The organism is Mycolicibacterium litorale (assembly GCF_010731695.1).
GTDB lineage: Bacteria > Actinomycetota > Actinomycetes > Mycobacteriales > Mycobacteriaceae > Mycobacterium > Mycobacterium litorale.
The window spans coordinates 4,263,067-4,278,776 of the sequence record NZ_AP022586.1; the positions used below are offsets into that span (position 1 = coordinate 4,263,067).

Below are 15,710 nucleotides of genomic sequence, written 5' to 3' on the forward strand. Positions count from 1 at the left end.
CAAAGGCCGCGTCACACCCGGAGGTAATTCGATGGACCCGAATCCCGATTACGACGCGAGCGACGAGATCGAGTTCTTCTTCAGCTATTTCGCCTGGGGCCTGCGCGGAGTGTCCGGCCCGGGCGGGGGTTACCCGCCGCCGGCGTACCCGCCGGTCTAAGCCGCGGCTGCTTTGACGGCGCGCCCGACTTCGGCGCGCAGTTCGACGTACTCCGGCGAGCGCCGTAGCTCGTCGGGGTCCACGCCCGTGCGGGGCAGGTCGACGGGCAGGTCGAGCGCCACCTGACCCGGTCGACGGGTGAGCACCACGATGCGGGAACCGAGGAACGCCGCCTCGTCCGCGCTGTGGGTGACGAACACTGTGGTGCGGCCGGATTCGGCGCTGACCTGCCGCACGTCCTCCTGCAACCGTTCGCGGCTGAGCGCGTCGAGCGCGGCGAACGGTTCGTCGAGCAGGAACAGCGGGGTCTCGGCCGCCAGCGCCCGCGCGATCGCGACCCGCTGCTGCTGCCCGCCGCTGATCTCCCACACGCGCCGGTCGGCGGTGCCCTCGAGCCCGACCCGCGCCAGCAGTTCCTCGCGCCGCGCGGACCGTTGTTCCCGGGGCACCCGGGCGTATTTCAGCGCGAGGTCGACGTTGCCGCCGACGGTGCGCCACGGGAACAGCCTCGGCTGCTGGAACACCACGCCCGCGGTGAGCCCCGGCGTGGGTGGGGCGCCCGCGACGGCCACCGTCCCCTCGGTGGGCGTCTCGAAGCCGGCGAGCAACCGCAGCAGTGTGCTCTTCCCGCAGCCCGACGCGCCGACGAGCACCAGGAAGGATCCGGGTTCGACGGTCAGGTCGACCGGTCCGACCGCAGTGACCTCACGGCCGGCGCGGCCGTACCGGTGCGTGACCGCACGCAGGTGGATCGCCCCGTCACTGCGTGATGGCACCGGGTAGACCCTTGGTGTAGATCGCGGCCTGGAACGTGGCCAGCGGTGCGGCCGACGGGATCTGCTTCTGCTCGGCCAGGAACTGCGAGGCGCTCTGCAGGTTGGCCGCGATGTTGCCCGGTGCGCCGTCGGAGCCCAGCCATTCCGGCGAGGCCACTTCGGCCGGCGTCAGGTACACGCCCTGCTTGAGCTGGCCGGCGACCTCCTCGGGACTCAGCCCGATCTCGGCGGCGATGGCCTTGGCCGCGGCGTCCGGATCGTCCTTGATGACGGTCAATGCCCGCGCCTCCTGCTGGCGCCAGGTGTCGACCACCTCGGGGTGGGAGGTGGCGAATTCGTCGGACACCACGCCGAGGTCGAGGGTGGGCTTGCCGTCGCGGGCGAGCTGGCGGCTGGTGATCAGGTCTTTGCCGTTGGCGCGCAACTGGTCCAGCGTCGGCAGCCACGAGTAGCCGGCGTCGATGTCACCGCGCTCGAACGCGGCCAGGATCGCCTGCGGCTGCAGGTCGACGAGCGCAACGTCGCTGGGCGACAATCCATTCTGGCTCAGCGCAGCCAGCAGGCTGTAGTGCGCGGTCGAGGCGAACGGGGTGCCGACGCGCTTACCGCGCAGATCGGCGATGGTGTTGACCCCGCTGCCGTTACGCGCCACCAGCGCCTCGTTGTCGCCGGCGACGTCGAGGACGAACGCGACCTTGTACGGGATGTTCAGCGGCGCCGACAGCCCGCGCGCTACGGGGCTGGAGCCCAGCGCGCCGAAATCGACCTCCTTGGCGACGAACGCGGTGTTGACGTCGGCGCCCGAGTCGAACTTGGTCCACTTGATGTTGTAGTCCGGCAGCGCGTCCTCGAGCCAGCGGTTGTTCTTCACGATCAGGTCGCCGCTCGGAAAGCTCTGATAGGCAATGCGAATCGTCGGCTTCCCACTGTCATCCGCGGACTGACCCGACCGGTCCACCGAGCACCCGGCCAAGGCCATGGTCGCCGCCGCCAGGACCGCCATCGCCGCCTTGAACCTCATCTGTTCTAGACCTTTCCTCTCCAGGGGACGGCGCGCCGCTCGAGCGTGCGCAGGAGACCGTCGATGATCAGGCCGGAGATGCCGATGGCGAAGATGCCGACCAGCACGACCGGGGTGTTGTTGTAGTTGCTGGCGTCTTTGACCAGCCCGCCGACGCCGGGGATGCCGTTGAACAGTTCGGCGGCGACCACCGACGAGTACGCCATCCCCACCGCGAGCCGGATGCCGGTGAACGTCTCCGGCAGCGCCGACGGCACCACGACGTCGCGGATCACCTCGGCGCGGGAGGCGCCCAGTGCGCGGGCCGCCTCGGTCAGCGCGACGGGTGTGGCCAGCACGGCCGCCGTCGTCGCGACCGCCGCGGGCGGCAGCGCAGCCAGCGCGAGCAGTGTGACCTTGGGCGCCTCGTCGATGCCCAGCCAGATGACGAGCAGGAAGAAATAGGCCAGCGGCGGCAGCGCGCGCAGGAACGTCAGCCACGGCTCCAGCACGCTGCGCACCCAGCCCACCGAACCCATCATCAGCCCGAGCAGCACCCCGAGGACCACCCCGATGACGACGCCGGCCAGCACCCGGCGCAGCGTCATGTAGAGGTGCTCGACCAGCAGGTAGCCGCCGTATCCGCGCACCCCGTCGTGGGTGGTGGACACGTCGATGAACGCCCGCCACACCGTGGCCGGGTACGGCACGAAGGTCTGGTTCCAGATCCCGCTGGCCGCGGCGAGCTGCCAAAGCCCGAAGAACACCGCCACCGAGAGCAGGGGCAGCGCGGCACGGCTGAACCGCCCACCCCACCGCGCGCGCGGGGACGCGGCGGGTGAGTCGAGCTGCGACTCGTCCGGTGCGATATCGACGAAGACCGACACGGTGGCGACTTTCTGTGGCTGAAGGGGTGGGAAGGCTTCAGCGACAACAGCAGTCGTCGGACGGCGCGCGGTTCACCGGGATATTGCTACCGGGGTCCGGAGGCGGGCGGAAGAATTGCGATCGGCGTGAATCTATTCGGGGTGGCTGCCCCTGGCGTCCAGCCGGCGCAGCACGCGGTCGACGATCGTCGGATCGGTGCCCGATTCGGAACGGGCCTCGACCACGGCTTCGCGTGCCGCGGCGAGCATCTCGTCCTTGAGGGCGTTGACCGTCATCGCGTGGTCGGTGTGGGCGTCGGCGGAATCCGCGTCGGGCGGGGCGAATCCGACGGAGTGCCACATCCGGTCGGCGTTCTCGCAGGCGTGGTCGAGAACCTCGGGATCGACGTCCTCGTGATCGCGCAGTTCGTCGAGGCGTTTCATGCCGGCATCGCGAGCACGCCGGATGAGGTCCTGGACGGCCTCGTCCTCTTCGCCGGGCGAGGCCCGTACCCCGAGCCGCCGGACGACCGTCGGCAGCGTGAGGCCCTGCAGCAGCAGCGTGACGACGATGACCACGAACGCGAAGAACACCAGGCGCTCGCGTTCGGGGAAGTTCGGCGGGAGCGCCAGCACGGCGGCCAGCGTGACCACACCGCGCATGCCCGCCCACGAGGAGACGGTCATCTCCCGCCAGCCGATCGGTTCGGCCACATGCTCTTTGCGCCGGTGCAGATGTTCGTCGATGGTGGCGACCGGGAAGATCCACAGGAAGCGCACGACGATCACCACCAGCGTCAGCACCAGGCCCTGGATGATCAGTTCCTGCAACGGGGCGTCGATGCTGTCCGCGACCGCACGGATCTGCAGCCCGACGAACGCGAAAGCCGATCCGGTGAGCAGCAGTTCGATGATCTCCCACGTCGTCCCGGTGGCCAGCCGGGTCTGTGAGGATTCGGTGTCGCCGTAGCGGCTCATCGCCAGCGCGACGGTCACCACGGCGAGCACCCCGCTGCCGTGGACCGCGTCCGCGGCCGCGTACGCCGCGAACGGGACGACGAGGACGAGCCCGCTGCCCGCCGGGTGGGCCGGCAGCTTGTTGATGAGCCAGCGGGTGGCGTAGGCGATGACCAGGCCGACGGCCACCCCGAGGATGACGGCGAGCCCGAGCGCCTCACCGGCGCCCCAGGCGGAGAACGCGCCGGTCATCGTGCCCGCGACCGCGACCTCGTAGAGCACCAGCGAGGTCGCGTCGTTCGACAGGCCCTCCCCTTCGAGGATGGTGCGCAGCCGGCGCGGGATGCCCAGCTTCTGGGCCACCGCGGTGGCGGCGACCGCATCCGGCGGCGCGACCGCAGCGCCGAGGGCGATCGCGGCGATCAGCGGGACCGTGGGCACCAGCGCGTGCAGCGTCGCGCCGACCGCGACGGCGGTGACGCCGACCAGCGCGACCGCCAGCAGCGCGATGGGGCGGCGGTTGTCGAGGAACTCCCGCCACGAGGTGCGGCGGGCGGCGGCGAACAACAGTGGAGGCAGGACCAGCGGAAGGATCAGTTCGGGGTTCGGGGACAGCACCGGGATGCCGGGGATGAACGCCAGCGCCAGCCCGAACGCCAGCATCACGGCCGGATACGGGATGGACAGCCGCTGGGCCGCCGGGGCCAGGACGACGGTGGCCGCCAGCAACGCCAGGAGCAGGGAGAAAGCAGCCAAAGCGAAGGGTCCTTCCGAGTGCGGAGTGTTCTCATACCCGCTATCGCGCCGCCACACCCGCCGCCGCGCGGCGGAACTCGGTCGGGTTCAGCCCGCGCACCCGCTTGAACGCCGCGCTGAAGCCGAACGGGTCGGCGTAGCCGACGGTGCGGGCGACGGCCGCGACGGTCGCCGACTTCTGTTCGACCAGCAGATCCGCCGCCAGCGTCATCCGCCATCGGGTGAGGTAGGTCAGCGGCGGTTCGCCGAGCAGGTCGGCGAAGCGCTTGGCCAGCGTCGCCCGGGAGACCCCGGTGCGTTCGGCCAGCGACGCCACCGTCCAGGGCGCGGCCGGGTCGGCGTGCAGCAGGCGCAGCGCCTCGCCGACCACGGGATCGCGCTGGGCGGCCCACCACGCCGGAGCCTCGCCGCCGGGCCGGTCGAACCATTCGCGCAGCGTGCAGACCAGCATCCAGTCGAGCAGCCGGTCGAGCACCACCTGCTGGCCGGGGATGTCGCGGGCGACCTCGGCGGCGAGGTGGTCGAGCACGGCGTCGCCGGTACCGCCCGCCTCGACGCGCAGCACCACGGGTAGGGCGTCGAGCAGTCGGCGGCTGATCTCGCCGTGCACCGGGTAGGCGCCGACGATCAGGGTGGCGGCACGGGTGTCGCCGGCGCGGTGGTCGGCCCAGCCGAGCCGGTGCGTCGTACCGCCCTGCTCGGGGGCGGAGCAGAATTCGCCGCACGCGACCGGCGGTGCCGTCGTGTCCGGTGTGTCGACGAACAGGAACGTCCCGGGCCCGCGCACGACAACCGTCTCGTAGGCGCCGAGCGGCTCGGGCGGACCATCGTCCGGCACGATCCACCCGGATCCGTCGAGCACGGTGCACAGGGTCAGCGGCGCACCGTCGACGAAGTGCAGTGCCCAGGGCGCGGTCAGCGTGGTGCTGCCGAACAGGGACCCGTGGGCGCGGATCCCACGGAACAGGTCACCGAAGACGTCCACGCGCCGAGATTAGACGATCGGACAGGTTTTCCGGTCGCTCACCCATGGAACAGTCCGGAAAGTGGCGGTTGACTCATGAATCATGATCACTGATGCGAGCCCGCTGACCGCCCAGGACCTCGACCTGCTCCGCCGCCCCCTGCACGGCTTCCTCACGGTCGCCGCCGGGCCGCTCCCGCCGCAGCCGCGGCCGGTGTGGTTCGAGGTCACCGACGCTGGTGCCGTGCAGCTGTTCACACCCCCGGACTCGGTGAAGATCCGGCGGCTGCGCCGCGACCCGCGCGCCTCACTCGTCGTCGCCTCGCCGGTGGGTGAACGCGAACGGTGGGTGTCGGTCGCCGGACCGACCACCGTCGAACCGGACGGCGCGCACGACCTGGCCCGTCGCCTCGCCGCCCGGTACTGGGACCTCGACGACCCGGTCCGCGCCAATGACCTGGCCGAGATCCTGGCCGAAGAACAGGTCCGGCTCGTCATTCATCCGCAGACCGTGCACCGGTACCTGTACGAGGCCTGACAACCGACACCCCATTGCCTTACCGTTACCTTATCTTTCCCTTAACTTCCTTAATTCGGGTGTACGGTGGCGTGCATCGCTCGGTGGGATCGCCCTCGACGGAAGGAACCGACATGCACCATGGACCTGCACGAATCGTCTTGGTGACGGGCGCCTCGAAAGGTGTCGGCGCGGACGTCGCGCGCCACCTCGCCAACCCGGACACCCACGTCGTCGTCCACTACCGCGACGACGTCACACCGGCGAACGCCGTCGCCGAGGCCATCCGCAACGCCGGCGGACAGGCCTCGACCATGGCCGCCGACATCTCCGACGAAGCCGGCGCGGCCGCGATGATGGATTCCGTCTCCGCGCGCTTCGGCCGGTTGGATGCCCTGGTCCTGCATGCTTCGGGCGGCCTCGCACCGGGCGCCGACCCGCACGACGCGGTGCGCCGCAACCGCGAGGCGCAGCGCCGTCTGGTCCAGCTGGCCGTCCCGCTGATGCCCGTCGGCGGGCGCATCGTGTTCGTCACCACCCACCAGGCGCACTTCTTCCCCAACAAGGCGGTCCCGAAAGGCTGTGCCGGGATCGCGGCGAGCCAGCGCGCCGGCGAAACCGCGCTCTACAGAATGCGTTCCACGCTCGCCCACGCCGGTGTCCACCTCACCGTGGTGTCCGGCGACATGATCGACGGCGACCCGCTGCGCGGCGTCGACGCCTTCGCCGAAGCGATCGTCGGCGCGACGTCGGCCCCCAACCCGCCGAGCATCGTCTACGCCGGCCGGGCCGAGTACCTCCAGACCGCCTGACGTCTCAGGCGGGGGTCACGACGATGTCGTCCCCGCGCCGCGAGATGAGTCCGCTGCGCTCGAACGCGTCGAGCCAACCCGGCATCGGCCAGCGGTTCCATCGACGGTGGAAGATCCGGGCGTTGGCCACGATTTCGTCCAGGTGCTCGACCGGCGGATCCGAGACCGGATGGTGCTGGTGATAGGCGTCGGCACCGCCCACCCAGACGAGCGGCACGCCGCGCGTCCGGGCGACCGCACCGAAGTCGGTGTCCTCGCCGCCGTAGCCCGCATACGTCTCGCAGAACCCACCGAGCAGGCGCCATGTCGAGGCGCTCACCGCGAAGGACAGCGACCAGAACAGATCGTGATCGTCGGCGGCGACGAGCTCACCGGGCGGGGGCGCGGGGCGGCCCGGATGCGGCCGGGTCATCGTGGCGAGGGCGTCGATCGGATAGCCGGCATCCAGCGGCGGCGGTAGGTAGGTGACCGGCCCGCTGAACAGCGCGGCGGATCTGTAGGTGGCGCAGGCCTCGGCATACCGGCCGACGAGCGTCTCCCCCGGGATGCAGTCGACGTCGAGGAAGATCACCACGTCCGCGCCGCGCCGCAGCGCGTGCTCCGCGCCGAGGTTCCTGGCCCGCGCCAGGGGCAGGCCGGAAGTTGTTGTCGCACAATCGATCACCTCAGCGCTTCCGTCCACCACGCCGGCCATGCCGGGATCGTCGATCGCCACCACGACGCGCAGGTCCGGCCGTACCCGCGAACGCTCGAGTCCGGCGCTCTGCCGCCGCAGGTGGTCGTGGCGGCCGTGTGCAACCGTCACCAGCGCGGTCGTCACGCGGCGATCACCGCGGCGGCGCGCGCTGCGGCACCGGCCCCCTGCAATCGCCGCCACTGGTCGCCGGTGCTACGGGCCCGCGCCGTGGTGATCAGCGGCGCCCACTCGTCGGGCCGGGGCCACACCGGCGCGGTGGCCACGACGCCCGCGTCGGCCAGCGCGGCCGCTGTCGAATGCTGCTCGCCGAACGGACGGTGCTGCGGAATGACCACGGCCGCAACAGATGCCGCCGCCACGTCGGCGATCGCGCTCTGCCCGGCGTGGGTCACCACGACGCCGGCGCCGCTGAGCAGCGGCCACAACTCCTCCACCCATCCCGCGTCCCCGCCTGCGGCCACCCAGCGGAAGTCGGGCGCCCCGCGCCTGAGCTGGTCGAGCGCGTCAGCAGGCGCCGTCGACCCACCCGCGCCCGCGAGCAGCAGTCCGGTTGTGGGCCGCGAGGGCGACGGAGTGGCCAACGGCGCACCCTCGAAGCGGCTGATCACCCCGACGTAATGCGTTTTGCCGTCATGGCGGGCCAGCCAGTCCGGCCGGTACACCTCGCTCGACCACGGAGCGACGATCTCGTCGGCGATGTCGTATCCCAGCCCGTGCACCGCGTCCCCGCGCTCACCCGGCATCGCCATCACCGTGACCGGGACGCCGGCCAGCCGGCACAGCAGCGCCACCTCGACCGAGACGTCGACCACCATGCGGCGCGGCCGCAACGTCGCGATGGCGTTGACCAGCACTGCCGACCGATCGGCAAGCCCGTCGACGCGCAGCGGAGCCCAGTGCAGCCGGCCGTTGGCCGTCGGGTCGGCGACCTGGCCCTCCCCGCCGGGGACGTCGAGGGGGAGCTGCACCCAGCCGACGTCGGAGTCCAGTTCACGCGGACGCGGCGCCGAGGAGAAGAACACCACCTCTTCGGTGAGGTGTCCGATGATGGCCATCGCCCGCGCCGTGTGACCGCGTCCGTGATGGTGCACGTAGTAACCGATCACGCCGAGACCCGTTCGGGCTCGACGCCGATCAGGTCGGCGAAGTGCTCGAGGTAGCGCGCGACCATCACGCTCTGCGAGCAGTGTGACTCCGCGCGTGCCCGGACCGGACCACGGGGCAGGTGCGCCGCGACGCGCAACGCCCGGCTGAGCGCCTCGATGTCACCCGGTGGCGCGAGCCGCCCGCTGGCGGCGTCGATCGTCTCGGGAATGCCGCCGCGGGCGAAGGCCGCAACCGGTGTGCCGCTGGCCAGCGCCTCGGCCGTGACGAGACCGTAGGGCTCCTCCCAGCGCGGCGTGACGAGCGCGACGGCCGCACCTCCCACCAGTTCGTTGAGCTCGTCGCGGCGCAGGTGACCCTCGTAGGTCACCCCGTCGCCGAGGTGCGGACGCACCGCCTGTTCGAAATATGCCGGGTCGCCCATCGGGCCTGCGATCCGCAGCCGGAAACCCGCCATCCGGGCCGCGGCGATCGCGTCGGGTAGGCCCTTCTCCGGGACCAGGCGCCCGCTCCAGACCGCGTAGTCGCCACCCGGCCCCGGTCGCCACTCGTCGAGGTCGATGCCGTTGGCGATGACGGGCACCGGCCCGTTGACCGGTTCCCACTGCCGTGCGGTGAACGCGCTCACCGCGGTGAACGCGCTGGCCACGCCGCCGGGTAGCGCGACGGCCTGCTCCAGCCACTTCAGCGGCGGGGTGTGCAGTGTGGTCAGCATCGGTACCGTGAGCGTGCGGGCCATGGCCAGCGGCAGGTAGTGGAGGCTGTGGTTGTGCACGATGTCGAACGAATCCCTCAGCCGGTCAGCGAGATTGAGCATCACCGACAGGTAGGCGTGCGTCTCGTGGACCACCCAGTCGGGCACCGAAGGGTCCTGCCGGGACGCTTCACTCATCTCCAGCGTGTGCACCGGAACCACGTCCCAGGGCAGGTCGACCGCGGAGCCCGGCGCGGCGAACATCGTCACGGAATGGCCTGCGGCGGTGAGGGCGTGGGCGAACTGGTACACGAACGCCTCGAGGCCTCCGGCGAACGGTTGGCGCACGGGATACCGCGCCGAGGCGATCAGCGCGACCCGGATGGCAGCGGTCACGCGGCGTCCGCGTCCGCGAGCAGGGTGCGGTAGAGGTTCGTCATCTCCCGCCGGACGTCGTGCAGTTGGCGTTCGCGCTCGCTTCGGCGATCGCCGCCGTGCGCCGTGCGCGCCAGACTCGCGGCAACCGCCTGCGGCAGACCGTCCGGAGCGTCTGCGGTGAAGCGGTACGTCGGGTCGCCGTGCTGCTCGTGGAAGAACCCGCATTCCGGGACGATGGCCGCGACGCCGGCGTCGTAGCACGCCTCCACCCATCCCGAGTGCGTCCCGAACCGGTAGGGCAGGACGAGGGCGTCGATCTCACCGAGGTACTGCCGCAGTTCGTCGTCGGTGAAGCGGGGGTGCACCCGCACGTCGACGCCGCGCCGGCCCAGCTCGTCGAGCCGTTCGGCGGTCAGCGACTCGGCCCGCGGTGAGCGGTGGACGTCCTCGTCGACGTCCAGGCGCAGCCGCCACGCGGACTCCTCGGCGGCGAGCAGCGCGTCGAGCACCGGAAGCGGATCGATGTTGGCGCGCAACGACTTCGCGTGCACGGCGACCACCGCAGGCGTATCCGCGCGGCGATCCGCTCCGACGGCGGCCAGCGGCAGCACGTGCGGGTGCGGCAGCACGGTGGCCCGCCGGCCCCACCGGTCGGCAATGGCGTCAGCCGCTCCCGGCGTGAGCGTCACCACCGCGTCCGCCGCCGGGATCAGCACGTCGAGCCGTGCCAGATGCTCGCTGGGGTCGGCGAAATGCGGATTGTGCAGATCGTGCACGGTCACCACCAGCGGTGCTCGGCGCGCGCTCAGCACGCCGGCGACGTCGCGCAGTACCGCAGGTGGGGTCGAGTCGTATCCGAAGTGCACGTGCATGACGTCGAAGCTCTCGCATCCCTCGGCGAGATACCTCGGATCGAGGAGCCGCGGTGGCCACCATTGACCGGGCAGCGTCGCGCCGATCGGTCGCGGGTCGTCCAGCAGCAGAACGGATTCGGGGTCGGTGATGGCGCGCACGTAGGGGTGCGCAGCAGGGACCGAGGCAACAGCGATCAACCATCCAAACCTGTCGAGCAAGCAGGGGCGGCACACCCTCGCCGCTTGCTAGACGATTGCGCCACGGAAATTTGTATCACGATCTCGGCGCCTACTCTCGACGTGGTGAGCGACGACCATGCGGGACGGGTGTGGCACTACCGGGACTTCTACCGTCCGCCCGGTACCGCGCCGGCGACGTCGGCACCGCTGTGGCTGGTCGTCGGCAACTGTCAGGCCGAAGCGCTGCGGATCCTCCTCGACGCGGTGCCCCAGCGGCCGTACCGGACCGCACGCATCCCCCCGGTGCACGAACTGCAGCGATCGGATCTTCGCCACCTCGACGACCTCCTTGCCGAAACCTCGGTGCTCGTCTGCCAGCCCATCCGGGATGACTACCGGGGACTGCCGGTCGGGACCTCGCAATTGATCGAACGGCTCCCCGCGGGTGCAAAAGTGGTGCGGTGGCCGGTGATTCGGTACGCAGGCCTGTACCCCTTCCAGGTCATCGTGCGCCATCCGGCCGACCGGTCGGTCACCCCTCCCCCGGTGCCCTATCACGATCTGCGCACCATCGTGGCCGCCCGCGACCACCGGCCCGCCGATGCGCAGTGGGACGTCGAGGTGGCCGCGGCGCAGTTCCGGGCGGTCGCCGACGCCAGCTGTGCGGAGCTGGCCCGCCGGGAACGCGCGCACACCGATGTCGGAGTGTCTGATGTGTTGCTACGCCACGGGGCCGAGGCCGCGCACACCATCAACCACCCGGGCAACAGTGTCCTGGCCGAACTGGCGACGCGTGTGCTGCGTCACCAAAATGTCACACTTGCGGTCACGCCGTCGCCGCGGACGATGCTCGGCTCGATTCACGCTCCGCTGGAGGCCAGGGTGCTGGCGGCACTGGGGATCGACGCGGCTCCTCGACCGAAATGGCAAGACATGCAACGAACGTGGCGTCCGGAGGAGGTTCATGCCATCCAGCTGCGATGGTACGAAACCAATCCGGACTACATCGCGCTGGCGCTCGAGCGGCACGCCGGCACGCTGGAACTCCTCGGCATGAGCCGGGCCGCGTGACCATGCCTGTCACCCATCTGATCGTCGGACCCCGCGAACACGGTGTCACCCGGTTCGGCGTGGATCTTGTGGAGTCATTGCGCGCCAACGGATTCCACGCCCCGGCTCTGGAAGCGCTGCAACCGCCACTGTGGGGCGGAATCCACCTGCAGTTCACCGACCGCCTCTTCGGGACCACCCCGCAGCAGGCGGCCGACACGGTGCGCACGCTGGTGGACGACGTCCGGCGGTGCGGCGGGCGGGTCACCGCGACGCTGCACGACCTGCCTCAGCCGTCCGACGGGAACAGTCTGCACCGGCGGCTCGCCGCGTACGGCGAGGTGTCGGCCCTGGTCGACGGGGTGGTGGTCAGCAGCGAACACGAACGGGCGCTGCTGGCCGAGGGTGGGCTGCATCCGCGTCGGGTCGCCGTGGTCCCGCTGCCTCTCGAACCCGACGGCGACACCACGCCCCCGGACCGCGCGGGCGCCCGCGCCGTCGGCGTGTTCGGCTTCCTCTATCCCGGCAAGGGGCACGCCGAGGTGATCGCCGCGCTGGCCGGTTCCGCACCCGACGTCGAGATCCTCGCCCTCGGCGCACCGTCGGCCGGTCACGCCGACCTCGCCGACCAACTGGTCGCCGAATGCGCCCGCACCGGCCGCCGGTTCCGCGTGACCGGGCACCTCCCCGACGCCGACGTCCGCCGCACCCTGCGCAGCGTTACGGTGCCCGTGGCGCCCCACCGCCACGTGTCGGCGTCAGGATCGCTCAACTCGTGGATCAGCGCCGGCCGACGCCCGCTGGCGCCGGCCAACCGCTACACCCGGGAAATCGCGCAGCGCAATCCCGATGCGGTGCTGCTCTACCCGGACACCCCCACCGGTCTGCACGATGCGCTCGAACGCGCCCTGGCCGAGCCTGCGGTGACCTGGTTGCCCGTCGGCACGGCGTGCACGCCGTCTCGCGCCGAGGCCGCCCGCCAGTACGCCGCGCTACTGCAGCGGTGGCACCGGTGACGGCCGGGGACCAGCCGATCCCCCTGAACGACGGCCGCTTCACGGTTCCCGGCAACCGGTGGGACCTGGTGGCGGGGAGCACGGGCTCCGACGCCACCGTCGCCGTCGTCATTCCGTACTACAACCAGCAGCGGGAACTCGACCGGACACTCGCCGCACTGGCGCGGCAGACCTACCCCGCCCACCTCGTGCAGGTGGTCGTCGCCGACGACGGTTCGGCGCGCACGCCCGCGCTGCCTCGCTCGCCACTCGACCTCCGGGTGGTGCGGCAGGAGGATCTCGGGTTCCGCGCCGCGGCCGCCCGCAACCTCGGTGCCGCGGCGACCGATGCCGCCGTGTTGTGCTTCCTCGACGCGGACACCGTGCCCGAACCCGATTACCTGCGTGCCATCACCCGGCTGCCGTCCCGGTTACCCGACGCCCTGGTGGTGGGCCGGCGGCGTTACGCCGACCTCGACGCGGCCGCACCCGGGACGGCTCCGCAACCGCTGCCCGAGCCCCGCTGGCTCGCCGATGCGTACGCGGCCACCGGGGATCTGCTGCACCTCGACCACCGGTCCTACCGTTATGTCATCAGCTCGGTGATGTGCTGCAGCGCGGACCTCTTCTCCGACATCGGCGGCTTCGACGGGTCGTTCGTCGGTTATGGCGGCGAGGACTGGGAGTTCGCCCATCGCGCACTGGCGAACGGAGCGGTGCTCCACCACGCCGGCGACGCGGTGGCCTGGCACCACGGACCCGATTGGGCGGGGCGCGACGTCCCCGGCCGCGCCGCGGTCAAGAACGCCGAGGCGCTCGCACTGTCACGTCGCATCACCGATCCGGACGCCCGCCGCACGGGCTTGCGCTACGCGCTGCCGGACGTCGCCGTCGCCGTCGACAGCGCGGGACACACGGCGAGTTCGCTGGCGCGCACGATCAGCGGATTCCTCGGCGAGGACGTGGGCGTCTGGATACGCGGCGACGCCGCGGAGGCGCTGCTGCGGGCGGTGGGCGCGGACGACGACCGGCTCCGGACCGGGTCGGTCCCCGACGACGTCCTGCGCCGCTGCCGGTTCCTCATCACCACGCAGGGACGCGCGGAGCTGTCCCGCGCCGGCGTGGCGTCCCTGCTGCGCACCTGCTCCGGCGAGGCGGTCGGCGCCGTTACATCGAAGGCACCGGGTGTCGCGGTCACGTGTCGGGCGACCTGGGCGCGCAACCGCGTGCGCCGATGGACGACCGGCACCGTGCGGTTCGCCGACCCCGCCGACGCGGACAGGGTGAGCCGGGCGGTGACCGTCGACGCCGAGTCGATCGGGTTGCGCTGCGGCGCGGAGGAACCAGACCTGTCCTGGTGACACTGCCGGGTCCGCGGTACCGGTGGTCCGGGTGGGATGCCAAACTGTGCCGATGCTGATCGCGATACCACGCGAGTCTTCGCCCGGAGAGACCCGCGTCGCCGCCACCCCGCAGACGGTCGGGCAGATCATCAAGCTCGGGTACTCGGTCATGGTCGAGTCCGGTGCCGGCGCGGCCTCGAGTTTCTCCGACGCCGCCTACGTCGAGGCCGGTGCCGAGATCGGGTCGTTCGAGCAGGTCTGGTCGGCCGATGTGGTGCTGAAGGTCAACGCACCGGACGACGCCGAGATCGCCGCGCTCAAGGACGGTTCGACACTGGTCGGGCTGATCTCACCCGCGCTGAAGCCCGACCTCGTCGAGAAACTGTCCACGCGCCGCATCACCGTGCTGGCCATGGACGCCGTACCCCGCATCTCCCGCGCGCAGTCGCTGGACGTGCTGTCGTCGATGGCCAACATCGCCGGATACCGCGCGGTGGTCGAGGCAGCGCACGCCTTCGGCCGGTTCTTCACCGGTCAGGTGACCGCGGCGGGCAAGGTGCCGCCGGCCAAGGTGCTGGTGGTCGGCGCCGGCGTGGCGGGTCTCGCCGCGATCGGCGCCGCGGGCAGCCTCGGCGCGATCGTGCGGGCCACCGACCCCCGCCCGGAGGTGGCCGACCAGGTCAAATCGCTCGGCGGTGAGTACCTGGCTGTCGACCCGGCAGCGGCCGAGGTGTCGGCGACCGGCTACGCCAAAGAGATGGGCGACGACTACAAGGCCCGCGAGGCGGCGCTGTACGCCGAGCAGTGCAAGGACGTCGACATCATCGTCACCACCGCGCTCATCCCGGGCCGCCCGGCGCCGCGGATCATCACCGCGGACATGGTGGCCTCGATGAAACCGGGCAGCGTGATCGTGGACATGGCCGCGGCCAACGGCGGCAACGTCGAGGGCACCGTCAAGGATCAGGCCGTCGTCAGCGCCAACGGCGTGACGATCATCGGCTACACCGACCTGGCGGGCCGGCTGCCCGCCACGGCCTCCCAGCTCTACGCCACCAACCTGGTCAACCTGCTCAAGCTGCTGACGCCGGAGAAGGACGGGCAGCTCACGCTCGACTGGGACGACGTGGTGCAGCGCTCCGTGACCGTGGTGCGCGACGGGGAGGTCACCTGGCCGCCGCCTCCGGTCCAGGTGTCGGCGGCCCCGGCCGCCGCCGCATCGGTCGCTCCGGTCGAGGCGAAGCCGGCCAAGCAGCCCATGACGACAGCGCGCCGCCTCGGGGTGACGTTCGGCGTCGCCGCGGCGCTGCTCGTGTTGATTGCGCTCTCACCCGCCGCACTGCAGGTCCACCTGACCGTGTTCGCGCTGGCGATCGTGATCGGCTACTACGTGATCGGCAACGTGCACCACGCGCTGCACACCCCGCTGATGTCGGTGACCAACGCGATCTCGGGGATCATCGTCGTCGGCGCGCTGCTGCAGATCGGCCATGGTGACGTGGCCGTGACCGCGCTGGCCTTCGTGGCGATCCTGCTCGCCAGTATCAACATCTTCGGCGGCTTCGCGGTCACGCGCCGCATGCTCGCGATGTTCTCGAGGAGCTAGA

16 protein-coding genes are annotated in these 15,710 nt (G+C 71.2%); 7 read left to right on the forward strand and 9 right to left on the reverse strand.

The window, feature by feature from the left end:
- Positions 1-31 precede the first annotated feature (31 nt).
- Positions 32-160: a hypothetical protein gene (locus tag G6N30_RS20275; RefSeq protein WP_134058493.1), complete on the forward strand. Its 129-nt coding sequence runs from the start codon at positions 32-34 to the stop codon at positions 158-160.
- Here G6N30_RS20275 and G6N30_RS20280 read toward each other — a convergent pair.
- From G6N30_RS20280 to G6N30_RS20300, 5 genes are all read right to left on the reverse strand, one after another.
- Positions 157-936, reverse strand: a complete 780-nt coding sequence (locus G6N30_RS20280; RefSeq protein WP_134058496.1) for an ABC transporter ATP-binding protein — start codon at positions 934-936, stop codon at positions 157-159. The two genes, G6N30_RS20275 and G6N30_RS20280, sit on opposite strands and share 4 nt — an antisense overlap.
- Entirely contained in the window at positions 920-1,957 is a 1,038-nt protein-coding gene (locus G6N30_RS20285; RefSeq protein ID WP_134058499.1) for a taurine ABC transporter substrate-binding protein, read from the reverse strand. Before G6N30_RS20285 ends, G6N30_RS20280 begins: the two co-directional genes overlap by 17 nt.
- Before the next feature lie 5 nt (positions 1,958-1,962).
- The gene (locus G6N30_RS20290) at positions 1,963-2,823 is read right to left on the reverse strand and encodes an ABC transporter permease (RefSeq protein WP_134058502.1); all 861 of its coding nucleotides are present in this window, start codon (positions 2,821-2,823) and stop codon (positions 1,963-1,965) included.
- A gap of 132 nt (positions 2,824-2,955) precedes the next feature.
- Positions 2,956-4,515 carry a Na+/H+ antiporter gene (locus tag G6N30_RS20295; protein WP_179965500.1) on the reverse strand — a complete coding sequence of 520 codons (1,560 nt, stop codon included), beginning with the start codon at positions 4,513-4,515 and terminating at the stop codon, positions 2,956-2,958.
- A 40-nt stretch (positions 4,516-4,555) separates the two neighbouring features.
- Complete coding sequence (locus G6N30_RS20300; RefSeq protein WP_134058509.1) at positions 4,556-5,500, reverse strand: AraC family transcriptional regulator; 945 nt, start codon at positions 5,498-5,500, stop codon at positions 4,556-4,558.
- A gap of 82 nt (positions 5,501-5,582) precedes the next feature.
- Between G6N30_RS20300 and G6N30_RS20305 the strand changes: the two genes are divergently transcribed.
- The gene (locus G6N30_RS20305) at positions 5,583-6,017 is read left to right on the forward strand and encodes a pyridoxamine 5'-phosphate oxidase family protein (RefSeq protein ID WP_134058512.1); all 435 of its coding nucleotides are present in this window, start codon (positions 5,583-5,585) and stop codon (positions 6,015-6,017) included.
- 113 nt (positions 6,018-6,130) lie between these two features.
- Positions 6,131-6,808 (forward strand): SDR family oxidoreductase, encoded by a 678-nt coding sequence (locus tag G6N30_RS20310; RefSeq protein ID WP_134058515.1) that lies wholly within the window; start codon positions 6,131-6,133, stop codon positions 6,806-6,808.
- Between the two features lie 4 nt (positions 6,809-6,812).
- On the opposite strand, the gene G6N30_RS20315 is transcribed toward G6N30_RS20310, so the two are convergent.
- From G6N30_RS20315 to G6N30_RS20330, 4 genes are read right to left on the reverse strand one after another with little or no spacing between them, the layout of a single operon-like run.
- Positions 6,813-7,628: a glycosyltransferase family 2 protein gene (locus G6N30_RS20315; RefSeq protein WP_134058518.1), complete on the reverse strand. Its 816-nt coding sequence runs from the start codon at positions 7,626-7,628 to the stop codon at positions 6,813-6,815.
- Complete coding sequence (locus G6N30_RS20320) at positions 7,625-8,560, reverse strand: glycosyltransferase (protein WP_244964975.1); 936 nt, start codon at positions 8,558-8,560, stop codon at positions 7,625-7,627. The genes G6N30_RS20315 and G6N30_RS20320 overlap by 4 nt, the downstream gene beginning before the upstream one ends.
- 47 nt (positions 8,561-8,607) lie before the next feature.
- Positions 8,608-9,699, reverse strand: a complete 1,092-nt coding sequence (locus tag G6N30_RS20325) for a glycosyltransferase (RefSeq protein WP_134058524.1) — start codon at positions 9,697-9,699, stop codon at positions 8,608-8,610.
- A complete protein-coding gene (locus G6N30_RS20330; RefSeq protein ID WP_234880282.1) occupies positions 9,696-10,733 on the reverse strand; it encodes a glycosyltransferase family protein in 1,038 nt (345 codons plus the stop codon). The genes G6N30_RS20325 and G6N30_RS20330 overlap by 4 nt, the downstream gene beginning before the upstream one ends.
- 105 nt (positions 10,734-10,838) lie before the next feature.
- On the opposite strand from G6N30_RS20330, the gene G6N30_RS20335 reads away from it, so the two are divergent.
- Genes G6N30_RS20335 through G6N30_RS20345 form a run of 4 tightly spaced genes read left to right on the forward strand, consistent with a single transcriptional unit; the run spans position 10,839 to position 15,709 of the window.
- Complete coding sequence (locus G6N30_RS20335) at positions 10,839-11,786, forward strand: WcbI family polysaccharide biosynthesis putative acetyltransferase (RefSeq protein WP_234880283.1); 948 nt, start codon at positions 10,839-10,841, stop codon at positions 11,784-11,786.
- Complete coding sequence (locus tag G6N30_RS27310; RefSeq protein WP_234880284.1) at positions 11,783-12,781, forward strand: glycosyltransferase family protein; 999 nt, start codon at positions 11,783-11,785, stop codon at positions 12,779-12,781. Before G6N30_RS20335 ends, G6N30_RS27310 begins: the two co-directional genes overlap by 4 nt.
- Positions 12,778-14,121 (forward strand): glycosyltransferase, encoded by a 1,344-nt coding sequence (locus tag G6N30_RS20340; RefSeq protein WP_234880285.1) that lies wholly within the window; start codon positions 12,778-12,780, stop codon positions 14,119-14,121. Before G6N30_RS27310 ends, G6N30_RS20340 begins: the two co-directional genes overlap by 4 nt.
- Positions 14,122-14,173: 52 nt before the next feature.
- A complete protein-coding gene (locus G6N30_RS20345) occupies positions 14,174-15,709 on the forward strand; it encodes a Re/Si-specific NAD(P)(+) transhydrogenase subunit alpha (RefSeq protein WP_134058537.1) in 1,536 nt (511 codons plus the stop codon).
- The last annotated feature ends 1 nt before the right edge of the window (position 15,710 follow it).

Excerpts from the sequence above, each read along its gene's own strand:
- G6N30_RS20275 (WP_134058493.1), top strand. The coding sequence starts at position 32 with ATGGACCCGAATCCCGATTACGACGCGAGCGACGAGATCGAGTTCTTC.
- G6N30_RS20285 (WP_134058499.1), bottom strand. The coding sequence starts at position 1,957 with ATGAGGTTCAAGGCGGCGATGGCGGTCCTGGCGGCGGCGACCATGGCC.
- G6N30_RS20305 (WP_134058512.1), top strand. The coding sequence starts at position 5,583 with ATGATCACTGATGCGAGCCCGCTGACCGCCCAGGACCTCGACCTGCTC.
- G6N30_RS20310 (WP_134058515.1), top strand. The coding sequence starts at position 6,131 with ATGCACCATGGACCTGCACGAATCGTCTTGGTGACGGGCGCCTCGAAA.
- G6N30_RS20320 (WP_244964975.1), bottom strand. The coding sequence starts at position 8,560 with ATGGCCATCATCGGACACCTCACCGAAGAGGTGGTGTTCTTCTCCTCG.
- G6N30_RS20345 (WP_134058537.1), top strand. The coding sequence starts at position 14,174 with ATGCTGATCGCGATACCACGCGAGTCTTCGCCCGGAGAGACCCGCGTC.